22 protein-coding genes and 1 riboswitch are annotated in these 22,167 nt (G+C 56.9%); of the genes, 11 read left to right on the top strand and 11 right to left on the bottom strand.

The genetic code is table 11. The features are described 5' to 3' along the window. Positions 1-42: 42 nt before the first annotated feature. A complete protein-coding gene (gene yczR / locus ACT3RW_RS00340; protein WP_444612442.1) occupies positions 43-1,443 on the bottom strand; it encodes a MocR-like transcription factor YczR in 1,401 nt (466 codons plus the stop codon). A gap of 61 nt (positions 1,444-1,504) precedes the next feature. On the opposite strand from yczR, the gene yczE reads away from it, so the two are divergent. Beyond that, positions 1,505-2,140: a membrane protein YczE gene (yczE, locus tag ACT3RW_RS00335; protein ID WP_131089718.1), complete on the top strand. Its 636-nt coding sequence runs from the start codon at positions 1,505-1,507 to the stop codon at positions 2,138-2,140. Between the two features lie 58 nt (positions 2,141-2,198). Further along, positions 2,199-2,801, top strand: a complete 603-nt coding sequence (locus ACT3RW_RS00330; protein WP_131089717.1) for a hypothetical protein — start codon at positions 2,199-2,201, stop codon at positions 2,799-2,801. On the opposite strand, the gene ACT3RW_RS00325 is transcribed toward ACT3RW_RS00330, so the two are convergent. The 3 genes from ACT3RW_RS00325 to serS all read right to left on the bottom strand — a co-directional run bounded on the left by ACT3RW_RS00325 (position 2,785) and on the right by serS (position 5,528). Next, the gene (locus ACT3RW_RS00325) at positions 2,785-3,246 is read right to left on the bottom strand and encodes a hypothetical protein (RefSeq protein ID WP_444612441.1); all 462 of its coding nucleotides are present in this window, start codon (positions 3,244-3,246) and stop codon (positions 2,785-2,787) included. The two genes, ACT3RW_RS00330 and ACT3RW_RS00325, sit on opposite strands and share 17 nt — an antisense overlap. Before the next feature lie 48 nt (positions 3,247-3,294). Next, the gene (locus ACT3RW_RS00320; RefSeq protein WP_131089715.1) at positions 3,295-4,125 is read right to left on the bottom strand and encodes an HAD family hydrolase; all 831 of its coding nucleotides are present in this window, start codon (positions 4,123-4,125) and stop codon (positions 3,295-3,297) included. Positions 4,126-4,250: 125 nt separating this feature from the next. Then, positions 4,251-5,528 (bottom strand): serine--tRNA ligase, encoded by a 1,278-nt coding sequence (serS, locus tag ACT3RW_RS00315; protein ID WP_444612440.1) that lies wholly within the window; start codon positions 5,526-5,528, stop codon positions 4,251-4,253. Between the two features lie 38 nt (positions 5,529-5,566). Between serS and ACT3RW_RS00310 the strand changes: the two genes are divergently transcribed. Next, positions 5,567-6,613 carry a diacylglycerol/lipid kinase family protein gene (locus ACT3RW_RS00310; RefSeq protein ID WP_131089713.1) on the top strand — a complete coding sequence of 349 codons (1,047 nt, stop codon included), beginning with the start codon at positions 5,567-5,569 and terminating at the stop codon, positions 6,611-6,613. Positions 6,614-6,698: 85 nt separating this feature from the next. Here the strand turns inward: ACT3RW_RS00310 and pheA are convergent, their stop codons facing one another. Beyond that, on the bottom strand, positions 6,699-7,622 hold the full coding sequence (gene pheA / locus ACT3RW_RS00305) for a prephenate dehydratase (RefSeq protein WP_444612439.1): 924 nt from the start codon (positions 7,620-7,622) through the stop codon (positions 6,699-6,701). Further along, positions 7,619-7,945 carry a rhodanese-like domain-containing protein gene (locus ACT3RW_RS00300; protein WP_444612438.1) on the bottom strand — a complete coding sequence of 109 codons (327 nt, stop codon included), beginning with the start codon at positions 7,943-7,945 and terminating at the stop codon, positions 7,619-7,621. Before ACT3RW_RS00300 ends, pheA begins: the two co-directional genes overlap by 4 nt. 67 nt (positions 7,946-8,012) lie before the next feature. On the opposite strand from ACT3RW_RS00300, the gene ACT3RW_RS00295 reads away from it, so the two are divergent. Beyond that, the gene (locus ACT3RW_RS00295) at positions 8,013-9,359 is read left to right on the top strand and encodes an amidase (RefSeq protein WP_444612437.1); all 1,347 of its coding nucleotides are present in this window, start codon (positions 8,013-8,015) and stop codon (positions 9,357-9,359) included. A gap of 52 nt (positions 9,360-9,411) precedes the next feature. Beyond that, positions 9,412-10,869 carry a peptide MFS transporter gene (locus tag ACT3RW_RS00290; protein ID WP_131089709.1) on the top strand — a complete coding sequence of 486 codons (1,458 nt, stop codon included), beginning with the start codon at positions 9,412-9,414 and terminating at the stop codon, positions 10,867-10,869. 51 nt (positions 10,870-10,920) lie between these two features. Here ACT3RW_RS00290 and ACT3RW_RS00285 read toward each other — a convergent pair whose 3' ends face one another. The 3 genes from ACT3RW_RS00285 to ACT3RW_RS00275 all read right to left on the bottom strand — a co-directional run bounded on the left by ACT3RW_RS00285 (position 10,921) and on the right by ACT3RW_RS00275 (position 12,291). Continuing rightward, positions 10,921-11,130, bottom strand: coding sequence for a helix-turn-helix domain-containing protein (locus ACT3RW_RS00285; protein ID WP_444612436.1), 210 nt, complete (start codon positions 11,128-11,130; stop codon positions 10,921-10,923). Positions 11,131-11,134: 4 nt separating this feature from the next. Further along, positions 11,135-11,884 carry a hypothetical protein gene (locus ACT3RW_RS00280; RefSeq protein WP_444612435.1) on the bottom strand — a complete coding sequence of 250 codons (750 nt, stop codon included), beginning with the start codon at positions 11,882-11,884 and terminating at the stop codon, positions 11,135-11,137. A 71-nt stretch (positions 11,885-11,955) separates the two neighbouring features. Next, entirely contained in the window at positions 11,956-12,291 is a 336-nt protein-coding gene (locus tag ACT3RW_RS00275; RefSeq protein WP_444612434.1) for a DUF4190 domain-containing protein, read from the bottom strand. A 57-nt stretch (positions 12,292-12,348) separates the two neighbouring features. On the opposite strand from ACT3RW_RS00275, the gene pgm reads away from it, so the two are divergent. Further along, entirely contained in the window at positions 12,349-13,944 is a 1,596-nt protein-coding gene (pgm, locus tag ACT3RW_RS00270) for a phosphoglucomutase (alpha-D-glucose-1,6-bisphosphate-dependent) (RefSeq protein WP_444612433.1), read from the top strand. A 291-nt stretch (positions 13,945-14,235) separates the two neighbouring features. Here pgm and ACT3RW_RS00265 read toward each other — a convergent pair whose 3' ends face one another. Further along, a complete protein-coding gene (locus ACT3RW_RS00265; protein WP_131089704.1) occupies positions 14,236-15,684 on the bottom strand; it encodes an amino acid permease in 1,449 nt (482 codons plus the stop codon). An 80-nt stretch (positions 15,685-15,764) separates the two neighbouring features. Then, complete coding sequence (locus tag ACT3RW_RS00260) at positions 15,765-17,198, bottom strand: aldehyde dehydrogenase family protein (RefSeq protein WP_444612432.1); 1,434 nt, start codon at positions 17,196-17,198, stop codon at positions 15,765-15,767. Between the two features lie 59 nt (positions 17,199-17,257). On the opposite strand from ACT3RW_RS00260, the gene ACT3RW_RS00255 reads away from it, so the two are divergent. The 5 genes from ACT3RW_RS00255 (at position 17,258) to thiD (ending at position 22,159) form a co-directional block, all read left to right on the top strand. Beyond that, positions 17,258-18,823 (top strand): hypothetical protein, encoded by a 1,566-nt coding sequence (locus ACT3RW_RS00255; RefSeq protein WP_444612431.1) that lies wholly within the window; start codon positions 17,258-17,260, stop codon positions 18,821-18,823. Further along, on the top strand, positions 18,820-19,185 hold the full coding sequence (locus ACT3RW_RS00250) for a GntR family transcriptional regulator (RefSeq protein WP_131089701.1): 366 nt from the start codon (positions 18,820-18,822) through the stop codon (positions 19,183-19,185). Before ACT3RW_RS00255 ends, ACT3RW_RS00250 begins: the two co-directional genes overlap by 4 nt. A 37-nt stretch (positions 19,186-19,222) precedes the next feature. Beyond that, positions 19,223-19,317, top strand: a riboswitch (TPP riboswitch). Next, entirely contained in the window at positions 19,307-20,101 is a 795-nt protein-coding gene (gene thiM, locus ACT3RW_RS00245) for a hydroxyethylthiazole kinase (RefSeq protein WP_444612430.1), read from the top strand. Its footprint overlaps the riboswitch before it by 11 nt. Further along, positions 20,094-20,735, top strand: a complete 642-nt coding sequence (gene thiE, locus ACT3RW_RS00240; RefSeq protein WP_444612429.1) for a thiamine phosphate synthase — start codon at positions 20,094-20,096, stop codon at positions 20,733-20,735. The genes thiM and thiE overlap by 8 nt, the downstream gene beginning before the upstream one ends. After that, positions 20,732-22,159, top strand: coding sequence for a bifunctional hydroxymethylpyrimidine kinase/phosphomethylpyrimidine kinase (gene thiD / locus ACT3RW_RS00235; RefSeq protein ID WP_444612428.1), 1,428 nt, complete (start codon positions 20,732-20,734; stop codon positions 22,157-22,159). Before thiE ends, thiD begins: the two co-directional genes overlap by 4 nt. Positions 22,160-22,167 lie beyond the last annotated feature (8 nt).

Here is a 22,167-nt window from a genome sequence, read left to right as displayed (position 1 = left end):
TCCGGGGCTTGCCCGTCTCACGATCAAGGGTTAGCTCGTTTGCTAAACAGCCACCTTGTGCCATGCTTCCGCGATGGCCGGAAGCGCCTGCTCCAGTTCGACTCTTTCCTGGGCGAAGGGCAAGCGCAGATAGTGCTCCAAACCGTGGCCTTCCACAGCGAACGTAGAGCCCGGGGCGAGCAACACCGACTTGAGCTGGCGCGCCAAAGCACTAGATCGCGGCTGAGGTAATTGGCACCAGAGGCTCAGACCACCGGCTGGCTTGTTTGGTCTCCACGAAGGTAGCAATCGGTCCAGTTCATCAACCATCCAGTCCCGGTTTTCCCGCAAAGAATCTCGGGTGCTTTGCGCAAGGGTTGCGCCGGAATTTAGCAAATTAGCCAGCACTAATTGCTCCAGTACTGGCGCTCCCAAATCCATGCTCATGCGCGAGCGGACTATTGCACCAGATAGATGCCTAGGCGTGCGCAACCAGCCCAAGCGAAGCCCGCCCCAGTGCGACTTGCTGGCGCTGCCGACGGTGATCAGGTTCTTGGAGAAAGCGGCCATGGGCAGTACCTCTGGCTCAGAATCAAGCCATAGTTCGGCGCAGGTTTCATCGATGATGCCAGTGGTTCCCGCGCGGTCTAGTTCTGCAGCCCAGCGCTCACGACGGACATCATCCAACAAGGTTCCGACGGGGTTATGGAAGTCCGGAAGGCATAGCATCACAGACGGAGACACCGCCTTCAGCGCCGCGGCGATCTGTTCTATATCGGAGCCATCTGGCCCAATGGGCACCGCGGCAGTGCGGGCACCGTGGGCTTTGAGCGCAAGTAATGAGTTAGGGTAGGTCGGCGATTCAGCCAGCACACTTTGTCCGCGGGACATCACCGCACGCCCAGCGGCTGCTACCGAGGAGAGCGCACCAGAGGTGACAATGATCTGATCCGGCCCGGTGGGTAGACCTTTGCGCGTGTAGTAATCGGCCAAAGCCAGTCTTAACGGCTCAATACCCAGTGGGTAGTAACCCATGGTGGCGGCATATCTTGGCAACTGCTCTAGGGCTTTTTGGAACTCTTCGAGCATTCCCGTCGGAGCGTTCGGCGCCGCGCAGGTGAGATCAATTGCGGTACTGCCCGGCATTGGCCCAAAACCGCCTAGCGGCAATGGTTCGGCTCCACCTGCCACTGGTCCTCCAGGGATTTGTGCAACAGTTCCCGAGCCTTGGCGGGAGCTAGCGTAACCACATTCGCGTAGTTCAGAGTAGGCGCGTGAGACCGTGGTGCGGCTGAGCCCAAGCCGGCGCACCGCTTCTCGTTCACTGGGCAACACGGTGCCGTGCAGGATGCGCCCGTTGGCAATCAGCGAACGCAGGGTTTCAAAAAGCCACCGGTAAGCTGGCTGGGAAGAGTCTGCTGCTCCGAGCATGCTAGCGAGCGCAGCACCTGTGACGCGTCCCATAAGACCACCTCTTCAAAATTGGCTCTTTTTTCTATGTCCAATTTACCGGAGTATTTTATTCATGACCATCACTAACCTGACTCCGCGCCAACAGCTCGCCAGCGGACGTTTGCCACTGCGATTCTTTAACCTCTTTGTAGGTCTGTCCCTCTACGCATTAGCGATGGCCATGATCATCCGAGCGCAGCTGGGTGTGGATCCATGGGATGTGCTGCATCTGGGCATCGCGAATCATGTGCCATTGTCGCTGGGCACCATCATTATCCTAGTGGGCGCGCTGGTCTTGCTGGCCTGGATCCCCTTACGCCAATGGCCAGGACTGGGAACCATCGCCAACACGCTGTATCTCGGAATAGCACTGGACTTCTTCTTGCGCTTCCTGCCTGAAATCAACGGCCTTGGCTGGCAGATCCTCACCCTGGTGGTCGCGATCCTCGTCAATGGTCTAGGCGGAGCCCTCTACATCGGAAGTCACTTCGGCCCGGGCCCGCGCGATGGGCTGATGACCGGACTGCACCTGCGCACCGGACTGTCGCTTCGGCTGATCCGCACTGCGCTAGAACTGTCGGTATTGGGCATCGGCTGGCTGCTCGGTGGCCCGGTGGGCTTGGGCACAGTGGCCTACGCGGTCCTTATCGGACCGGCGACACAACTCTTTGTTTCACGTACTAGCGTGCGCTTGCCGCAACAGCAATAAGGTCAACGTGTCGCGCTGAACTCGCGACAAACCCGCCGGCACAGGCAATACTGGAAATATGTTTGTCGTTGCGCTCAGCCCCCGACCCCGCTCGGTCACCGATGTTCTCGATGCCAGTGAGCAGTTGTGGCATCAGCTGGCGCAGGTTGATACCCACGCATCCTTCACCGCACTGAGCGGTCAACTATTGTTTGGTGTGCCCAAAGATCCTGAAGCAGCAGTGGATGCACTAATGCGCGTCACGAGGCTGAACTTCTGCAATATCGGGCTAGGCATTGGCAGCTTGTACGAGCCAGTGCCTACCGACGCGGACTTGGTTGAAGGTAAGGCCGCACGTCGTGCCCTGGGCGCTTTGGAAGCGGCCAGTCACCGTGGCGAGCGGGTACCCATTTGTGTCTCCTCAGGCAGCGAGCAGATGGATGCCGAGTTGGAAGGGCTACTGCGCATGCTCGGTCAATGGATCCGCACCCGCACCGAAGCCGAATGGTCGGTGGTGGACCTACTCACCCCGGGAGTTCGTGGCCAGCAAAAAGCCGTGGCGGAAATCCTTGGTATTACCCCGCAGGCGGTGTCCGCCGCGATTGTGCGTTCGGGCTACAACGACGAACTCGGTGCCCGGGCAGCCATCGCCCGACTGCTGGAATTCACTGACCAGCTGTAGAACCCTGCGCGTGCTTTAGTTCGCGCTCTTTCCTTTTGCGCAGCCGACGCACTTCAGACTTGATTTGTTTTATCGGGATATAAAACGCTCCGAAAATGAAGAAAATGCCCATCAGGGCAGTCAACACCTTGAGGGATCCGTCGCGACCCTGCTCATCATCCGGTGTTATAGCCACCGGCATGTTTTTAATAGCTGGATCAAAGTACACCTGATCACTGATCTCATAAGCCGGGCAATCCGACTCTTCGCGGTCCCATGACGTCGCCCGCGTATATTTGGGCTCACCTCCGAGATACTCGGACAGCCCTACATGGAAGGGCGAAGGATGCGAAACAACGTATCCGCGCTCAGGGCGCTGATATTGCCCTGAATCTGGAACCCCAATAATTGTGTATCCGAGTGCACCAAAACCCATGGCCAGAAACATCAGGCCGACAATGCACATCCAAAACACGTAAGCGACAAAGCCAAAAATTGCTTTTCACGTGGTGCGTTAGTCCTGAAGCAATCTTTCGAGAACGATTGCCAAACCGTCCTCGTCCACACCTTCGGTCACCGCGTCTGCTGCGTCCTTGACCTCATCCGGGGCTTGGCCCATGGCCACACCGTGGCCGGCCCACTGAAGCATTTCGATGTCATTGCGTCCATCACCGACGGCCAGGGAATCAGCCGAATCAAATTTGAGGATCGCGCGCAGACGTTCCAAACCACTGGCCTTGGTAGTTCCGTCGGCGGCGATATCAAGCCAAGCTGTCCAACCTACCGAGTAGGTCACCCCGGATAGTCCGAGCCCTTGAACGGCCTTGCCAAAGTCCTCGGCGGTATTGTCCGTTGAGAAAACAACAACGCGCACTGCCTTGTTGCTCAGCAGTTCTTCAAAATCTACTACCTTGGTTTCGGCGCCAAAGCTGGCGTCACCAAAAGTTTGGTTGGAAAGAAATTCGCCGCGCTCATTTTCTAGCGCGTACTTGGCCTTGGGCAGCTGCTTCCACAGGGCCTTGAGCGCCACCGAAGGATCAAAGACTTCACGGTGGATCACTTCGACCTCACCGTTGCTGACCTTGGCCAGCACTCCGCCATTGCTGACCACTACGTAGCCGTGATCGATGCCCAGCTCTTCCATCACTGGAAGCGCGGCCCCGAGGGAACGGCCGGTGGAAATAACCACCTCATGGCCTTGCTCCACTACCGCTCGGGCTGCTTCGCGTACCCGCTGGCTCATCTGTCCCTGATGGTTGACGATCGTTCCGTCCACATCAAGGCAAATCATCATTTTCTGCTTATCTAGTCGGTCGTCGTTGCCGATCTTTGTCATAACTGTCATAGCTCAAGTTAACCATCACCACCATATTTTCGCGATGACCCAAGGCACAGGGGAACCTGAATAGCTGGTTAAATGCAGTTGCCGGTCACCCTGAGCGGATGACCGGCAACTAGTTGAGCCCTGATTTACTTGAGGACTTCGAGTCCGCCAAGGTAAGGCTGCAGGGCCTTTGGTACGTTGACCGAACCGTCTGCGTTCTGGTGGTTTTCCAGAATCGCTACGATCCAGCGGGTGGTAGCCAAGGTGCCGTTCAGGGTAGCTACTGCACGGGTCTTGCCTGGCTTGCCGTCAATGATTTCACGTTCGCGAATGTTCAGGCGGCGGGCCTGGAAAGTGGTGCAATTTGAGGTGGAGGTCAGCTCGCGGTAAGCGTCCTGGGTAGGAACCCAAGCTTCACAGTCGAACTTGCGGGCAGCGCTCATGCCGAGGTCGCCAGCGGCGGTATCGATCACGCGGTAAGGAAGTTCCATGCGTCCAAGCATTTCTTCTTCCATAGCCAACAGGTTCTTGTGCTCAGCTTCAGCGTTCTCAACGCTGGTGTAAGTGAACATCTCCAACTTGTTGAACTGGTGCACTCGGATGATGCCGCGAGTGTCCTTGCCAGCCGAACCAGCTTCACGGCGGTAGCACGAGGACCAGCCAGCGTAGCGGATTGGGCCTTCGGACAGATCCAGGATCTCGTCCGAGTGGTAACCGGCCAAGGCCACCTCAGAGGTGCCAACCAGGTACATGTTGTCACGCTCGAGCTTGTAGATCTCGTCGTCGTGGGCCACATCGAAGCCGGTGCCCTGCATGGTTTCGGGACGAACCAAGGTCGGGGTGATCATCGGAGTGAAGCCGCGCTCCAACGCCACGTCCAGGGCCATGTTCATCATCGCGATTTCCAGGCGGGCGCCGATGCCCTTGAGGAAGTAGAAACGCGAGCCAGATACCTTGGCACCACGTTCCATGTCGATGGCGCCAAGCTTCTCACCGATCTGCAGGTGGTCCAGCGGTTCAAAGCCTTCAGCCTTGAAGTCGCGGATGGTACCCACATGCTTTACGACGGTGAAGTCGTCTTCTCCGCCGGCAGGGATGCCGTCGATGATCAGGTTAGGGATCAGGCGCTGCAGTTCGGTGCACTTGGCAGATGCCTCATCAGACTGAGCCTGAGCAGACTTGACCGAAGCGGCCAGCTCTTTGACCTCGGCCAGCAGCGCAGAGCGCTCCTCGCCTTTGGCCTGGCCGACCTTCTTAGAGAACGCATTCTGCTCGGCACGCAGGCGTTCGTAGGTGGCCATGGTTTCACGACGTGCCGTGTCAGCTGACAAAAGCTGGTCAATTAACGACTCGTCGGCACCGCGCGCGCGTTGCGAGGCACGGTACAAATCCGGATTTTCGGTGAGCATTTTCAGGTCGATCACACGTTAAGCGTAGCAATCATGAGTACGATGAAAGCACTATGCAGACAAATCGTGTGATCGTTTTCTCTGCCGTGGCCGCTGCAGCTGCCGCCGCGGCAACCAGTTGGTACTCGGTGCGTAAGCTTTCGCACTACCGAAAGCCATCAACTAATCAGCCCGTTGCGGCCGAACAGGCCAGCCCCGGCAAGGTGGCACTTGTCATCAATCCATCCAAGTCAGGCGCTGAAGAAGCACAGCAGGCTGTGGAGCGTGTTTGTGCTGAAGCCGGCGTTGAAGCGCCTCTAGTTTTGCACACCACCAAGGAGAACGCAGGCCAAGATGCGGCCCGCGAAGCTTTGGATGCGCAATGCGACACAATTATTGCCGCAGGCGGTGACGGAACGATTCGTGCTGTCGCAGAAGTACTTGAAGGCACCGAAGCTACGCTTGGTGTGCTTCCGCTAGGCACCGGTAACCTGTTGGCGCGCAATGTGGATATCCCACTAGATGACCTGCACACCGCAGCCTTGGCCGCAGTGCGTGGCATGGTCCGCCGAATCGATGTGGGTCATATGAAGCTGAAGCTGCTTGATGGCACTCAAGCTGACCACGCATTCTTGGTGATTGCCGGAGTCGGCACCGACGCAGATCTTTTTGATGACACCAACGAAGAACTGAAATCCAAAGTTGGCTGGCTAGCTTACTCAGAAGCTGGCCTGCGCCAGTTGCCCGGGAAGCGCAAGAAGATCAACTTCAAACTTGATGGTGATGAAAACTGGCAGAACCGTAAGGTTCGCTCGGTGCTCTTTGCCAACTGCGGCAAGTTGCAGGGACTGGATTTTGTACCGGATGCCAAGATTGATGACGGTGTCTTGGACGCCGTGATTCTTTCACCACGTTCGGCCGCTGGCTGGATGTGGATCTTGCTCAAGACCGCATTCCGCGCCAAGAACAAGATCCCGGTCATGAGCTTCTACCAAACACCAGGTATCGCCTTGCGTTGTACTGAGCCAATGAATACTCAGATCGACGGGGATCCTACTGGCCAGGTCAACGAGCTGGAAGTAAGCATTTCGCCTAGTTCACTGCGCCTGCGCACCCCATAAGCGCGAGCCCCAAAGGGTTAAGCGAAGGACCAATCAGTTCTGAACTGATTGGTCCTTCGCTTTATTTTTTTGCAAGACGTGATGCTTAGAGTCGGTCGCGCAGCGACTGAACCCAAGCGCGAGCCTGACTAAAGGCCTCATCAGAATTGTGCGTGTCCACAAAGGGTTGTGTGCCTTCGGCCGCCGGGTAGGAACCGAGGAAGCGCATTTCTGGACACAGTCGGTGAAGCCCAGAGAAGGCCGCGGCGACTCGTTCATCCGCAACGTGCCCCTGGATATCCACGGAGAAGAAGTACTGCCCCATACCCTTGCCGGTGGGGCGCGACTCAATGCGGGAAAGGTTCACTCCGCGTGCGGTGAACTGTTCCAAGATTTCCATCAGCGCACCGGGTCGGTCTTCGGTCAGTGGCAAGATCAGCGTGGACTTATCCACGCCGGCCGGTGCGGGGATCTTTCCCGGGCGGGTGACCAGAATAAAGCGGGTGACCGCTCCAATATTGTCTTCTACCCCGCGCACCAATACGTTCAGCCCCCGCTCTTGGGCCACCAGCGGGTTGCAGATCGCTGCATCGTGCTGCGGTTCGTCGTCTGCTAGGGCCAAGGCCGCCGCAGCGGTAGACGAGGCCGGGGTGAAGGCCGCACCGGGGATATTGGTTTCTGCCCATAACCGGCACTGTGCCCACGCATGTCCATGGGTGGAGATGAGGCGGATTTGATCCAGCTGCGTGATGCCTGGGCGCACGGCCAGCACAAAGCTGATTGGCACCAGGACTTCGGCAATGATCTGCAATGCCTCGCCCTGAGCAATGGCGTCCAGTGTGGCTGAGACGCCACCTTCAACCGAATTTTCGATTGGCACCATCGCAGCATCAGCACTGCCATCTCGCACCATGGCTAGGGCAACATTGACATTCGCAGCGGGGAGTCGCTGTGAATCAAGTGCCCCGGGAACCTGCAGCAGCGCCGACTCGGTGAAGGTGCCGGCAGGTCCCAGATACGCGTATTTCATCGGACGGTAGGCTCCTGACCGTTCTCCGCTTCCATTGGCAGTCCACCTTCGATCCATGCATCGGATCCACCGGCGATATTAAACGCGGTGTACCCCATACCGGTCAGCCATGCTGCGGCCTGGGCGGAACGTCCACCGGTACGGCAGATCACGTAGGTGTCTACGTCTGGGTCCAATTCGCCAACGCGCTCCGGCAGGGTGCCCAGCACAACGTGGGTGGCGCCGGTAGCGTGGCCAGCTTCCCACTCAAAGTCTTCGCGAACGTCGAGGATGAAGGCATCCTTAGGGACATCATTGACGGTAACAGTCTCAAAATCGCTCATGGCTAGCATTCCTCACTCATAGGGTGTTTGCTTATAAGACTAGTCATTTCCTGCGTCGAAAGCTGACATGTTTCCCTCCAGCGCCCTGAAATTGCGTGACGACTTGGCCCGCGGTGAGCTTTCAAGCCGTGAGCTCACCGAGCACTACCTCAATCGCATTGAACAGCAACAAGACTTGGGCGCTTTTGTACACGTTGCACAAGATGCCATGGCTCAGGCCAAGGCAGCCGACGAGGCGCAGGTGCGCGGTGAGTTGGGACGCCTGCACGGCTTGCCGACCGCGTTTAAGGATCTTAATGATGTGGCGGGAATGCCCACCACCTATGGATCAGCGGCCATCGATCACCTGGTAGCCAGCAGAGATCATTCGCTAGTTGAGCGTCTGCGTGCTGAAGGTGTAGTCATTCTGGGCAAAACGCAGGTGCCCGAATTTGGGTTGAGCAGCCATTCAGAAAATTTGGTGGGTGCCCCCTCGCGCAATCCATTTGATCCACAACGCTCCTCGGGCGGTTCATCGGGCGGACAAGCTGCTGCGGTGGCTGCGGGGATGATTCCGGTAGGTGCAGGCTCCGATGGTGGAGGTTCGGTACGTATTCCCGCCGCAGCCTGCGGACTGATTGGTCTCAAGCCGTCGCTGGGTCGAGTTCCCTCGGATGTGTTGGACGGTTATGTTGATCCGCTGGGTGCTCCAAAGCTCGCAGTCTCCGGGCCGTTGGCCAAGGATGCACTAGATGCTGCGCTATTGCTTGACGCGATGCGCGGCAAGGACCACTATCTGCCACTGTTGCAAGGTAGCTACCCACAGAGGCTGAACGGGCTGAACATCGGCTTCAGCACCCACTCGCCCTTTGAATCGGTGTACAACATCTCGCTCTCGCCCGAAGCGCGCACCGCCTTTGAGCAAGGGCTCAAACTGCTTGGAGAACGCCATCGAGTCCATCCAGCCCAGTTGGACTACGCCTCGGACTACCCAGAAACCTTTGCCACGGTGTGGACCAATGGGCTGAAAAACGTTCCGGTCAACAACGAGTCCATGCTGGGCGAATTGGCTCGGGACTTCCGCCGCCGGGCCGCAGCACGCTCACTGGAACAGAACTTGCAAGGCAGCTCCCGGCTCAAGGCGATCGCGGCGGACTTTGTGCGCCAGTGGTCTGCCTATGACGTCATTGCTACTCCGGCCATGGCCACCATTCCGCCGCTGATCGGGCACTATACACAGGCCGGTGCGGATCATGATTATATGTTGCAGTGCCAGTACACCCCGTACACCTCCATGGTGAACGTCGCCTCAGTTGCTGCCATCACCATTCCGGTCACCACCACCTCCGATGGGTTACCTATGAGTATTCAGCTGATTTCTCCACGTTCTGACGAAGGACTTTTGCTGGCACTGGCCGCCCAGATGCAGCTGTGAGCTTTGACATATAAGTAGGTACTCGCGTGGGCAAAAGCGAAAAATATTACGTATGTCTACTGCAACAACGAGCACTTCTAACACCGGAAGGGCCTTCTTTGGTCACCCCGGTGCGCTCGCAAGCCTATTCAGCGTGGAAATGTGGGAGCGATTCTCTTTCTACGGCATGCAGGGCTTGCTGGCTTACTACATGTACTACAAGGTCACCGACGGTGGCTTGGGAATGGATCAGGGCCTAGCCCTGTCCCTGGTCGGCGCCTACGGTGGCGCTGTTTACCTATCCACCATCTTGGGCGCATGGCTCTCTGACCGTCTTTTCGGTTCCGAGCGTGTGTTGTTCTTCTCGGCCATCGGCATCATGATCGGCCACATTGCCTTGGCACTGCTGCCCGGTTACGTGGGCCTGATCATTGGTCTGATTCTGGTTGCTATCGGTTCCGGCGGCCTAAAGGCCAACGCCGTGGCCCTGGTTGGCTCACTCTATGCCAAGGATGATCCACGCATTGATGCTGGCTTCTCCCTGTTCTACATGGGTGTGAACATCGGTGGCCTGATTGGCCCACTACTGACCGGTTGGCTCCAGGTGACCTACGGTTTCCACATCGGTTTCGGCGCAGCCGCCATCGGCATGGCCATCGGCTTGGGTATCTACGCTGCCGGACGCAAGAAGCTTCCTGCTGGCGGGAACATCCCAAATAACCCGTTGCCTGCCTCCGAGCGCAAGCGCTACGTGGTCATCTTTGCGGCCGTACTGATTCTGATCATTGCCGCATTCGTGACCAAGATTGTCACCCCAGAAAACCTGGCGAGCACCATCGCCTACGTGGTTATCGTGGCTTCGGCCGTCTACTTTGCACTGATCCTGCGTAGCAACAAGGTCAATCCGACCGAACGCAAGCAGGTCTGGGCGTTCATTCCGTTCTACATTGGTTCGGCTGCCTTCTGGGCACTGTTCCAGCAGCAGTTCACCTTTATCGCTGCGTACTCGGATCAGCGGCTTGACCGTCACTTGGGTAGCTGGGAAATGCCACCAAGCTGGGTTACTTCCATCAACCCGGTCTTCATCATCGTTTTTGCTGGCATCTTTGCAGCGCTGTGGACCAAGCTGGGTAAGCGTCAGCCACACACTGCCATCAAGTTCGGCTTGGCTTTGGTGATTGTGGGTGCTGCTTTCCTATGCTTCATCCCACTGGAATCCTTCGCTAAAACTCCACTGTTGGCCATGGTCGGAATTTTGCTACTGTGCACCTTTGCTGAGCTCTTGCTCTCGCCAGTGGGTCAGGCAATTGCTACCAAGCTGGCTCCGGCCGCGTTTGGCACGCAGATGATCGCGTTGTTCTTCCTGTCGGTTTCGCTGGGCACCACCCTTTCGGGTGTGCTTGCCGGTTACTACACTCCGGGCAACGAGATCCCTTACTTTATCGCCATGGGCGGCACGGCCGTCGTCTTGGGCGTAGCCATGATGGCTGCGACCCCAGGGCTAAAGAAGCTGATGGGTTCAATTCACTAACCCATCGTTTCCTTGACTGCAGGCCTCCACCTTGGTGGAGGCCTGCAGTGTTTAACGCAAAACCAGCAGGTCGCCAATTTCGCAGTTCAGTGCCTGACAGATCGATATCAGGGTGGAAAATCTGATGGCCTTGGCACGATCGTTTTTAAGGATGGATAGGTTAACCGCCGACACGTCTACAAGTTCGCTGAGCTGCACTAGGGTCAGTTGTTGCTCAGCCAAAATCTCACCGAGTCTACAATGAACGTGCTTAAGCTGCATAGATCTAAACCAGTCCTTCGTGATCTTGCTGAAGCTGCCTATTTTCGTTGGTCAGCCGGATGCCCACGGCGACCAGTTCAACAACTACCAAGATCACTAGGGCCATAAAGATCTCGGAAAATTCGATGTTCAGCGCAAAGGTAGGTTCCGGCCAAGGAGCCGATGCCGAGGAGATACCGTCGGTGGAGAAGCCATCCACCCGCAGTGTTTCCTCGCCGGCTCGGCTTGCGCCGATGCCGTTGAGCACCTGACCTAGGAAGCTAGCAATACCAAGGACAAACGCTACTCGATAACCCAACCGGCGCAGTGATTTCGTGAACGGTTCTGCCGAGGTGACCCGTCGGCATAATGTCGCAACGCCTAACAGCACCGCAACAGTGGCGCTGGTTTGGAACAGCACTCCGGCGGCGAGCAGAATCTTCGTTGGCCACGAGAGCGCGTCACTGAAGATCTGAACCTCGGTAATCTGCGCATCTACCGTGGCAAAATCTTTCGGCTCTACATCGGTGATGTTTGGATGCTCCGGCCAGTAAGGTTGCACCGGCACACTGACCGGAACGTTTGCCCCGCCAAGAGTCTGGATCATCAACCAGAGGCCCACACCGCTGAGGATTATCGCCATCAGCAGGGCCACAATGTGCACGACTCGTGTAACGCCAGACAGGGTTGGACTGCGACGCACAACAAGCAAAACGATCAGGGTTGCGAGCACCAGAATCAGCATTAAGACCACAAGAGAAGCAACCTGGAACATCGGAAACCTATCGATAGTCGTTAACAACGAATATCGATAGGGTAGAGCAAGAAATCAGCTAAGGTAATGGCTTACGCGTAGTCGAGAAGTGGGAAAAAGTCCGCGTTCTGGTTAATAGTGTTGTAACTATCCACCGAAAACCAGATGACCCAGATGATCAATGCGTAGAGCAAAACCGCGAGAACAAGCCCAATCCATGACAAAATCAGCCCTGCAAGGGCCAGTGCGCGACTTGCGGGTTCACGACGATAACCCAGATGACCGGTGATGACACCGGCAAGTGGAACTAGGATGAGAGTACAGAAGCCAAGCATCGAAAGGATGCCCAGCACCAAAGAGGCCACGGACAAACCGCTGGACTCACGCGGGGCCTGGTATGGATTCTGTGGATACGGGTAATAGCTCATCGTTTTCCATTGTTCTACGAACCCATACGAATTGCACAAATGAATGAGGGGACTCCCATGGCTCACGAACGCGCCGGACAGCCGGCCATCGAAGCAGACCTAATTGATCTGGCGGCCGTACTCGACGCGTACAGCGCGATCGTTCCTTCCAGCGATAACCCTGACCAGGCAGTCATCTTCGGTACCTCAGGACACCGCGGTACCTCGCTGAACGGTACCTTCAACGAAGCACACATCGCAGCCATCACGCAGGCTGTTGTGGACTACCGAGTGGGCGCAGGGATCACCGGGCCAATGTACGTGGGCAAGGACAGCCACGCGCTCTCTGAGCCTGCCTACCAGACCGTCTTGGAGGTCTTGGCTGGGAACAACGTTGAGGTATTGGCCGAAGCTGGCCTGACCCCGACCCCGGCTGTCAGCCACGCAATCCTCGTACACAATGCCAAGGGTAAGGATCAGTCCGATGGCCTGATCATCACGCCATCGCACAACCCACCCAACGACGGTGGCATCAAGTACAACCCACCTCACGGCGGTCCGGCAGAATCCGAAATCACCGGACCAATCGCTGCACGCGCCAATGAGCTGTTGGCCAGCGGCGAGATCAAGCGAGGCGAAGCGGCAGCGAAGCCTTTTGACTTCCGCGAAATGTACATCACGGATCTGGCTGAGGTCATCGACTTTAAGATCATCGCAGACTCAGGAATCTCCATCGGCGCTGACCCACTCGGTGGTGCTTCGGTGCACTACTGGGGTGAAATTGGACGCCGTTACGGCCTGAACTTGGAAGTAGTCAACGAAGGTGTTGACCCTCGTTTTGGCTTCATGACCCTGGATAAAGATGGCAAGATCCGCATGGACTGCTCTTCGCCACATGCCATGGCCTCCTTGGTAGCCAACCGCGAGAAGTACGACATCGCTACCGGCAATGATGCGGACGCAGACCGCCACGGCATCGTCACCCCGGACGCAGGGTTGATGAACCCGAACCATTTCTTGGCCGTAGCCATCGACTACCTACTGACCCACCGTAAAAACTGGCCAGCAGACGCCGAGATCGGAAAGACCTTGGTCTCGTCGGTACTCATCGACAAGGTAGTGGCCTCCCATGGTCGAACCCTGCGCGAAGTACCGGTTGGATTTAAGTACTTTGTTGAACCATTAGCCTCAGGCAAGGTGGCCTTCTGTGGCGAGGAGTCCGCTGGTGCGAGCTTCTTGGATCTCTCGGGCAAGGCATTTAGCACCGACAAGGATGGGCTGATGCTCGCCTTGCTGGCTAGCGAGATGCGCGCCGTCACCGGCAAGAGCCCTAGCCAGTTGCACGCGCAGCTGGTGGAACGCCACGGCGGAAGCTTCTACGACCGCTTTGATGCCCCGGCTACCCGCGCGCAGAAAGCCGTGCTGTCCAAGCTGGATCCGTCGATGGTCTCTGCCACCGAATTGGCTGGCGACGCGATCACCTCCAAGGTGACCGAAGCTGCCGGTTTTGCCATTGGTGGACTGAAGGTTTCCAGCGAGCACGCATGGTTCGCGGCACGCCCCTCGGGCACCGAAGACATCTACAAGATTTATGCAGAATCAACTAAGTCAGCAGATCACCTGCAGCAAGTGCTTGCAGAAGCTCGAGTGATTGTTGATGCTGCTCTAGCGTAAACCAAAGAGTAGTTACCCTAGTGGTGGCCCGGTCGCGGAGAATTCCGATGCGACCGGGCCACTGCTAGTTTGGGGTGATTGATCATTAGAACGGTGAGACAGCGCCAGTAGTACGGCTTCACCATCTGAGCAGTGAACCCTAAAACGCACTGGCCATCTAGGCGGCGCTTCTCAGCAATCCGCAGCACCTCGGTTGGTTCCGCCCGCATGATCGGCGAGGCCGGACACAACAAAGCCGACAGCACCCACGGTCAACGTGGGTTCTGCCGGCTTTGTAGGTTTAAAGAAACGCTAGTTCAGCTTTGCTGTCCAAGGGTCAATGACCTCAGCTGGCTGCTTCCGGGTAATTAGCCAGTGGCCCAGCCACAGCAGGAGGAAGATCGGCAGACCGACGTAGCTTGATGCCATCTGCAAGAGGTTGCCATCGACAACAGCCTGATAATTCTGTCCGGCAATGACAACCAGCAGGATGACAAAGGCGAGGATTGGACCCAAGGGGAACAGTGGCGCCTTGTAGGGAAGGTCTGCCAAGCTCTGCCCGCTGGCCAGGTACGCCTTGCGGAATTGATAGTGGCTCACCGCAATACCAACCCAAGCGATAAACCCGGAAAGTCCCGAAACGTTTAGTAGCCAGGTGTACGCCTCGCCCTGACCAATAATGGCCGTCAGGAATCCGAAAAGTCCTACCGAAGCGGTCAAAAGCATGGCCGGTACAGGCACGCCACGCTTGTTCAGACGAGCAAAGATCTTTGGCGCTTTGCCATCTTTGGCCATGGAGTAAAGCATGCGCGCTGAAGCATATAGGCCCGAGTTACCGGCCGACAGAATAGCTGAGAGGATCACTGCGTTCATCAAGGCGGCAGCAAAGGCGATGCCAGCTCGCTGGAAGACCAAGGTGAATGGCGAGGTGGCGATATCCGAAGCTTCAGCAGAAAGCAGGGACGGATCCAAGTATGGGATCAGCATGCCGATAACAAAGATGGCGCCGATGTAGAAAAGCATGATGCGCCAGAAGATTGTTTTGATGGCCTTCGGAACATCGCGCTGAGGGTTTTCTGCTTCACCGGCAGCAACACCGACTAGCTCAGTTCCCTGGAACGAGAATCCAGCGATCATGAATACCGAGACGATGGAGAGCCAGCCGCCAACAAATGGGGCGTCACCGTCGGTCCAGTTACTGAAGCCAGGAGAGGTTCCGCCGATGATGCCGAAGATCATGGCGAAGCCACAAATCAGGAAGACGATAACGGTGATGACCTTGATGGCCGAAAGCCAGTACTCGCCTTCACCGAAGGCCTTGGCCGACAGTGAGTTGAGTCCAGTAAGCAACACCAGGAAGATAGCAGCCCAGATCCATCCTGGGGCATCTGGGAACCAGTAGGACATCACGATGCCCGCGGCGACTAGCTCAGCGGCGACGGTGATGGCCCAGTTGAACCAGTAGTTCCAGCCAATCGCGAAGCCGAAGTGTCGGTTGACGAAGACCGTGGCGTAGGTCTGGAATGAACCTGCAACCGGAAGTCGCGCGCTCATCTCACCAAGCGACTGCATCAGCAGCAGTACCATGATGCCAATCAGTGCGTAGGCTACCAGTGCACCGCCGGGACCAGCCTCAGAGATGGTGCCGCCGGACGCGACGAATAGTCCGGTACCAATTGAGCCGCCGATAGCAATCATCTGCATGTGGCGAGCTTTGAGGCCACGCTTCAGGCCGTCCTGGGACGGTGCGGGCTCAGTCATGCGTTACATCTCCTGATGCTTAGAAAAAATCCAACCTTTCCATCCAAGCACTCTGACCAGTCTCAAAGCTATGAACCGCGCTACAGTAAGCGATCAATAATCTTTCGCTTAGCCCACGAATACGGAGGATAAATTGCGCTCAGCGTATCCACCACCGTGGTTTTGTTGAGTTCCGGGCGCATTTGTGAAAGCCGGTCAAAGCCGTGCTTGCCATGATATGAGCCCATACCGCTGGCTCCCACCCCACCAAATGGCAAAGTTGGAATGACCATTTGGGTCAGTGGAGCGTTGTGCACAATGGAGCCAGCGCGCACTCGATCCGAGAAGATCGACTGCAACCGTGGGCTCTCGCTCATCAGATAGGCGGCCAGTGGCGACGGGCGTCGGGCAATGAACTCTAACGCTTCTTCGAAGCTCTGCACCTCAATCACCGGAAGAATCGGACCGAAGATTTCTTCGGTCATCACGGTGGCTTCAAGATCCACATTGCGCATGATGGTCGGTGCGATGCGTAGAGTCTCTTCGTCGTACTCGCCGCCGAACACTACCTCACCCTGTTCCAGCATCGCTAACAAGCGGTCAAAGTGCTGTCGGCTAGCGATGCGTCCGAAGTCAGGATGTGTCAACGGCTCTTTGCCGTAGAAGCTGTTGATGGCTTGGCCAAGGCGACCAACCAGGGCGGAAGCATCACCGATGCAGAGGATGTAGTCCGGAGCAACGCAGGTCTGTCCCGCGTTCATGAACTTGGCGTAGGCCAAACGTTTGGCGGTAGCCAGCGAGTGATTATCCACCACCGCTGGCGACTTGCCGCCCAGTTCCAAAGTGGTTGGGGTCAGATGTTGAGCCGCTGCCATGGCGATGATCTTCGCAACCCGTTCACCGCCGGTGTAGAAGATGTGGTCCCAGCGTGCCGCCAGCAATTCCGTAGCCGTATCTACTCCACCCTCAATGACAGCAAATACTCGCTCATCGAGGTAGAGCGGAAGGAATTTGGCTAGGGCACCTGAAGTGGCCGGAGCAAGCTCTGAGGGTTTAACAACTGCCGCATTTCCTGCGGCAATGGCGGCCACTAGGGGTGCGAGTACAAGTTGCAATGGGTAGTTCCAGGCACCAACGATCAAGACAACACCCAGGGGGCGTGGCTCGATCTTGGCCATTGCCGGCTGAAGCGCCAGTGGCACCTTAACTGTGGTGCTGTCCATCCATTCGGCCAGATGCCTCAGCGCAAAATCAATCTCTGCGCGCACCACATCAACTTCAGCGAATTTGGCTTCGGTGGCACTCTTACCCAGGTCATCGTTTAATGCCTGCAGGAAGTCATCAAGATGCTCTTCAAGCATCTTCTCCAGCGCGCGTAGCTGTTGGATTCGGAAGCGACGCGGGTGGGTGATTCGAGTATCAGCTGAACGGCGCAGATGACTTAGTACCGAAGCGATACGTGAAGGATGCTCGTCCACCGGAGGAGCGGAATCGCCGACCGGTTCTGGCAACGGAGTGGAAGTAAACAGACCCATGATCTGAGCGTACGTTACTTGGCAGATTTTCTACCGATTAATTCTCAAGGAGATTCATTATGTATCAAGTGTTTGATACATTAAAACCTATGGATCAGATCTCGGCGAGCGCCTTATCGATAGCTATTGCGTCATCAGTAATCTACCTATGGTTACGCTCAGTAGCTGCACGCCGCGGATCCTCAGCGTTACTCAGGGCTCAATCACATTCATTCTGGTGTGCCCTGATTGCGTTTTTTGCCTCGACTTCTGGCGACCTATCTCGGGTTTGGTCCATTCAAGCACCATCAGAGTCACCGACAACGCGCGTCATCATTGCACTGGGTGCCGCCGGTTGGCTGACTTTGGTCTACGTCATCGGGTTGTTTACTTGGCCTGGAGAACTGCGCTCAGTTCGCGTCGCATCTTTGGAACCACGCACGTTGACCACGCCCTTTCCACGTAAGCTAGGTGCCCTAGTTGGCTCACTGGCAATCTTTGCATGTTGCATGTTGTGGCCGATATCCCGGGTCGCCGGCCACATCCCTGAAGGCAAAAGTACTGAATCCTCAGCGGCTGACTTCGAAGACGCAGTTGCGCCTACATGGGACAGCACATCCGGGTGGATTTCAGGCGCTGAAGTAGCTCCACTGTTTGCGCTGTGTATTTTCGCGGTTTTACTGGCCACTGCCGTGATCAGTGCAATCATCCTCAAACGCAGGCCCTTAGCCGGGATCTCCGCAACCCAAAACCAAGAACTACGCTCAATTTGGCTCAACCGGTTGCTACGAAATTGTGGTTGGCTGCTGACCAACATCATCGGTGCCGCAATCACCTACGCCGATCCGGTTCTGAGTTCCGGGTGGAACAAGGTGTCCATGTTTGCCGTCTTGGCTTTGGGCTTCGTGCTATTCGTCTGGGCTCCAAAGCATGCCGCACCGGAGGCCAATAGCCTGCGTAGCACCGCCTTCGCCCGGATGCGCAGCCACACGCTATCCGTTTCCTATTTTGCGAATACGTTCTTGATTATCGCCGCGTTGATTATCTGGCTTGCGGCCAGTGAACTCGTTGACCAAACGCCAGAGCCATTCGGTGAAGCCGGGGCCCGTGCTGTTGGCGCTTCCTTTGCGCTGCCATGGTCAGCGGCGGCGGTAGTCCTGTACCTAGTAATCTCTGCCGGCTTCGCGCTCTATGCACATTCACGAGCAAAGCTGGGGGCACTTTCTGAACCGAAGAGCCAAAATCTTCCGGTTTGGGTGTACACGATTGCAGCGCTGTTCATCGTCAGCGGGAGCATCTTGCTTTACGCCCCACAAACACTGAGCCCAGGGGCACAACAGCTACTCTCGCCATGGGTCACCTCGGCAATAATCGTGGGAACGTTGGTAGCCGCGGCCGGTTACTTCTGGTGGATCCGCCATTGCGCAGTCCCCTGGGACCTCACGGACGAACAGGAAATCTGGTATCGGCAAATCTTGGAGTTCCGAGCCTTACGAGTGCTCTGCAGTGCGTATTTCCTCTTGCCGGGCTTGGTCTCTTCCGATGAGCCAGCGGTGCTAGCCATAGGCATTGGGCTCTTCTGCATCCCAGCCTTACTAGTGGTCAATCGCCCGAAGGCGCGCCTGACCACGAGCGTGCGCGCATGAGCACCCAGATCACGGTAGATCTTGAGGCGGCTACCGCTCCTTATGAGCAGATCCGTTCGCAGATCGCGTCGCTGATTAACCTCGGCGAATTAGTGGCAGGTAGCAAGCTACCCACGGTCAGGGCGTTGGCCACAGATCTTGGGGTAGCTGCCGGAACAGTCGCTCGTGCCTACAAAGAGCTGGAAGCCGAAGGGCTCATTTCTTCAAGACGCAGGGCCGGCACGATAGTTAATGAACGCGCTACCCCCATCGAAGAGCATGAAGATCTGGTGGCGGCCGTAGACCACCTTTGGAAGCTAGCAGCAGCGCAACATGTCGATGCGGCGACACTTAAAGCGTTAGTGGCGAGACGTGAACGTTAAGAATTTGTTCTAGGCATTGCCACTGCGTACGCTCTAGATCAGTGACACGGGGTGTCGGAGAAGCCGACTGAGATGAAACCCGTCGAACCTGATCTAGTTCACGCTAGCGGAGGGATGTCGCATGACTCTGCCTACCGTTGCCCAAAAATACCGGCAACACTCCCCTTTAGTTTTTTGCCTGACGAATACCGTCGTCACCAATTTCACCGCCAATGTCCTACTGGCTTCCGGCGCTTCACCAGCCATGACTAATCTGCCTGGCGAAGCTGGCGGGTTTGCTGCCTTGGCTTCTGCAGTGCTGGTGAATCTAGGCACGCCAAGCACCGAGCAAATGGTGGCCATGGAGGAAGCGGTGCTCTCGGCGAGCGCAGCAGGCACCCCGTGGATATTGGATCCTGTGGCTGTCGGCGCCCTGTCGGTACGCACCGACTTCGCCCGACGCATAGTTCAAGAACATCCCACCTTGATCCGTGGAAACGCTTCGGAAATCCTCGCCTTGGCGGGCAAGGATGCCAGTGGCCGTGGTGTTGATGCGGCAGATACCGTGCAGGCTGCCCTCGATGCAGGACGCGAACTGGCGCAAGAACACGGCTGCGTTGTTGCTATCTCCGGCGAAGCCGATGCGATCATCGACGCTACCCGTACTGTACTGGTACACACTAACGGTATCGGGCTGACCAGAATCACCGGTGGCGGATGCGCACTAGGTGCCTTTAACGCTGGAATGCTCGCGGTGCACGAGGACCCCTTTGAAGCATCCATCGCCGCCCACGGTTTTTACGGTCTGGCCGCCGAAAAGGCACTGGCCGCAAGCACCGGACCGGGAAGCTTTGCGGTGGCGTTCCTTGATGCGCTAGCCGCCACGGAACCTGAAGAATTACAGACTTTGAAGTACGAGGAACTGAACCATGGATAATATCGGCGCCTACCTAGTAGCCAACACCGCCAGCTGCACTCCACGCACCACCCTGGAAGTCATCCAAGGAGCAGTAGCCGGCGGCATCGAATGGATTCAGCTGCGGGCCAAGGATGAGTCTGCCCGCGAATTCTTCGAACTGTCCTGCGCTGCAGCCCAACTAACCAAGGGCAAAGCCAAACTATTGATCAATGACCGGATTGACGTCTTCTTAGCTGCTCGCGCGGCCGGAGCTGCGGTCAACGGTATCCATATCGGGCAAAAAGACATTCCGGTGCGACTTGCCCGTGAGATTATCGGCGAAGGCATCATCGGTTTGAGCGCTTCCACCGATGAACAACTGGCCCAGGCGAATCTCGACGCGGAGGTCATCGACTATCTGGGTGTTGGTGCAGTGCGTGCCACTCCTACCAAAAAGGATCACCCAACCCCGTTGGGTCTTGACGGTTTTATCCGTGCAGCATCCTTGACCGAACTACCGTGTGTAGCCATCGGCGCCATTACCGCTCAGGACGCAGCTGCGATTCGCGCTGGCGGAGGGTCGGGCCTAGCGGTGGTTCGTGCCATCTGTAATGCCGAGGATCCGCAAACGGCCAGCGAGCAGCTCGTTTCAGCTTGGACGGTGGCACAGTGAAAAATATTCTCTCTATCGCCGGCTCTGATCCTTCCGGTGGTGCCGGTATCCAGGCGGATCTAAAAGCCATTGCCGCTAACGGTGGTTATGGCATGTGCGTGATTACGGCATTAACCGCGCAGAACACCCAAGGGGTCAGCGCAGTACAAGCCATTGATGGTGACTTTGTCCTAGCCCAGTTGGAATCCGTTAGCGCTGATATACAGATTGACGCCATCAAGATTGGCATGCTGGCCAATGCTGAAGTAATCCGCGCGGTCAGTAGTTGGCTGGATACCGTAGATGCGCCGGTCGTTCTAGATCCGGTGATGGTAGCCACGAGCGGAGACCGATTACTAGAAGATGAGTCGGCACTCGATTCACTGCTGGACCGCGCCTGCGTCATCACCCCTAACCTGCTCGAGCTCGCAAGCTTGCTACGCGAGGCTGCTGCCACACAATGGCCACAAGTCCTAGAGCAGGCACAGCGACTGGCCGCCAAGCACGACGTTCTGGTTTTGGCCAAGGGCGGGCACCTGGCTGGAGACCTCTGCCCTGATGCGCTAGTTAGTTCCACTGGAGTGCTGGCCGAGTTCAGCAGTCCAAGACACCAGACCAAAAACACCCACGGCACCGGCTGCACCCTCTCCAGCGCCTTGGCCACTATCTACGCCACAGACGGTGACTGGATACAGGCTCTTGAGAAGTCCAAGGCCTATCTGGTGCGCGCTATCGGCGCAGCCGACCAACTCACTGTGGGTAGCGGGCATGGCCCGGTGAATCACTTTGTGGACTTCTTCAGCGAAGCAGATCCCATGCAAGAGTGGTGGCAGCAAATTGATGGACTACGCGGGTCTATCGATGGGCTGGAATTCATCACCCAGTTATCCGATGGCACATTGGCCTCAGCAGACTTTGAGTACTACCTGTCCCAAGATGCCTTCTACCTTCAGCGTTACGCTCAGGTATTGGCCGAGGCCAGTGCCTTGGCCCCAGATCTCGAAGCGCAACGCTTCTGGGCTAGCTCAGCCAGTGCAATCTTGGAAGGTGAATTGCAGCTGCATCGCAGTTACCTCGCTGAAGGTACCGCGAACCCCAGTGCGATCACGCTGAACTATGTGAACCACCTGGCGGCGTCCAAACAAAGCTACGGGGAACTGATTGCCGCAATCCTCCCCTGCTACTGGCTATATCAAGACATTGGCAAGCGCCTAGCCGCAGCCAATCACGATCAACACCCCTTTGAAAAGTGGTTGAGCACCTACGCATCAGAAGAATTCGACCTAGCTACCGAGCAGGCCATCAACATGGTGCGCATGGCGTGGAAGCAGTCTGATGGTGCTCTGCGTGAGCGGATGAGGGTGGCATTTGTGCGATCTTCAGAACATGAGTTGGCCTTCTTCGATCAAGCACGACAGAACCGAGTAGAATTTTCTACGGTCTGAAACGCGCG

Origin of the sequence: Glutamicibacter sp. AOP5-A2-18, assembly GCF_052446055.1 — a bacterium.
GTDB lineage: Bacteria > Actinomycetota > Actinomycetes > Actinomycetales > Micrococcaceae > Glutamicibacter.
Note: the sequence above shows the minus strand (reverse complement) of the source record. Positions and strands in the feature narration are given on the sequence as shown.

Excerpts from the sequence above, each read along its gene's own strand:
- yczR (WP_444612442.1), bottom strand. The coding sequence starts at position 1,443 with ATGGGACGCGTCACAGGTGCTGCGCTCGCTAGCATGCTCGGAGCAGCA.
- yczE (WP_131089718.1), top strand. The coding sequence starts at position 1,505 with ATGACCATCACTAACCTGACTCCGCGCCAACAGCTCGCCAGCGGACGT.
- ACT3RW_RS00330 (WP_131089717.1), top strand. The coding sequence starts at position 2,199 with ATGTTTGTCGTTGCGCTCAGCCCCCGACCCCGCTCGGTCACCGATGTT.
- ACT3RW_RS00325 (WP_444612441.1), bottom strand. The coding sequence starts at position 3,246 with ATGTGCATTGTCGGCCTGATGTTTCTGGCCATGGGTTTTGGTGCACTC.
- ACT3RW_RS00320 (WP_131089715.1), bottom strand. The coding sequence starts at position 4,125 with ATGACAGTTATGACAAAGATCGGCAACGACGACCGACTAGATAAGCAG.
- ACT3RW_RS00310 (WP_131089713.1), top strand. The coding sequence starts at position 5,567 with ATGCAGACAAATCGTGTGATCGTTTTCTCTGCCGTGGCCGCTGCAGCT.
- pheA (WP_444612439.1), bottom strand. The coding sequence starts at position 7,622 with ATGAAATACGCGTATCTGGGACCTGCCGGCACCTTCACCGAGTCGGCG.
- ACT3RW_RS00300 (WP_444612438.1), bottom strand. The coding sequence starts at position 7,945 with ATGAGCGATTTTGAGACTGTTACCGTCAATGATGTCCCTAAGGATGCC.
- ACT3RW_RS00295 (WP_444612437.1), top strand. The coding sequence starts at position 8,013 with ATGTTTCCCTCCAGCGCCCTGAAATTGCGTGACGACTTGGCCCGCGGT.
- ACT3RW_RS00290 (WP_131089709.1), top strand. The coding sequence starts at position 9,412 with ATGTCTACTGCAACAACGAGCACTTCTAACACCGGAAGGGCCTTCTTT.
- ACT3RW_RS00285 (WP_444612436.1), bottom strand. The coding sequence starts at position 11,130 with ATGCAGCTTAAGCACGTTCATTGTAGACTCGGTGAGATTTTGGCTGAG.
- ACT3RW_RS00280 (WP_444612435.1), bottom strand. The coding sequence starts at position 11,884 with ATGTTCCAGGTTGCTTCTCTTGTGGTCTTAATGCTGATTCTGGTGCTC.
- ACT3RW_RS00275 (WP_444612434.1), bottom strand. The coding sequence starts at position 12,291 with ATGAGCTATTACCCGTATCCACAGAATCCATACCAGGCCCCGCGTGAG.
- pgm (WP_444612433.1), top strand. The coding sequence starts at position 12,349 with ATGGCTCACGAACGCGCCGGACAGCCGGCCATCGAAGCAGACCTAATT.
- ACT3RW_RS00265 (WP_131089704.1), bottom strand. The coding sequence starts at position 15,684 with ATGACTGAGCCCGCACCGTCCCAGGACGGCCTGAAGCGTGGCCTCAAA.
- ACT3RW_RS00260 (WP_444612432.1), bottom strand. The coding sequence starts at position 17,198 with ATGGGTCTGTTTACTTCCACTCCGTTGCCAGAACCGGTCGGCGATTCC.
- ACT3RW_RS00255 (WP_444612431.1), top strand. The coding sequence starts at position 17,258 with ATGTATCAAGTGTTTGATACATTAAAACCTATGGATCAGATCTCGGCG.
- ACT3RW_RS00250 (WP_131089701.1), top strand. The coding sequence starts at position 18,820 with ATGAGCACCCAGATCACGGTAGATCTTGAGGCGGCTACCGCTCCTTAT.
- thiM (WP_444612430.1), top strand. The coding sequence starts at position 19,307 with ATGACTCTGCCTACCGTTGCCCAAAAATACCGGCAACACTCCCCTTTA.
- thiE (WP_444612429.1), top strand. The coding sequence starts at position 20,094 with ATGGATAATATCGGCGCCTACCTAGTAGCCAACACCGCCAGCTGCACT.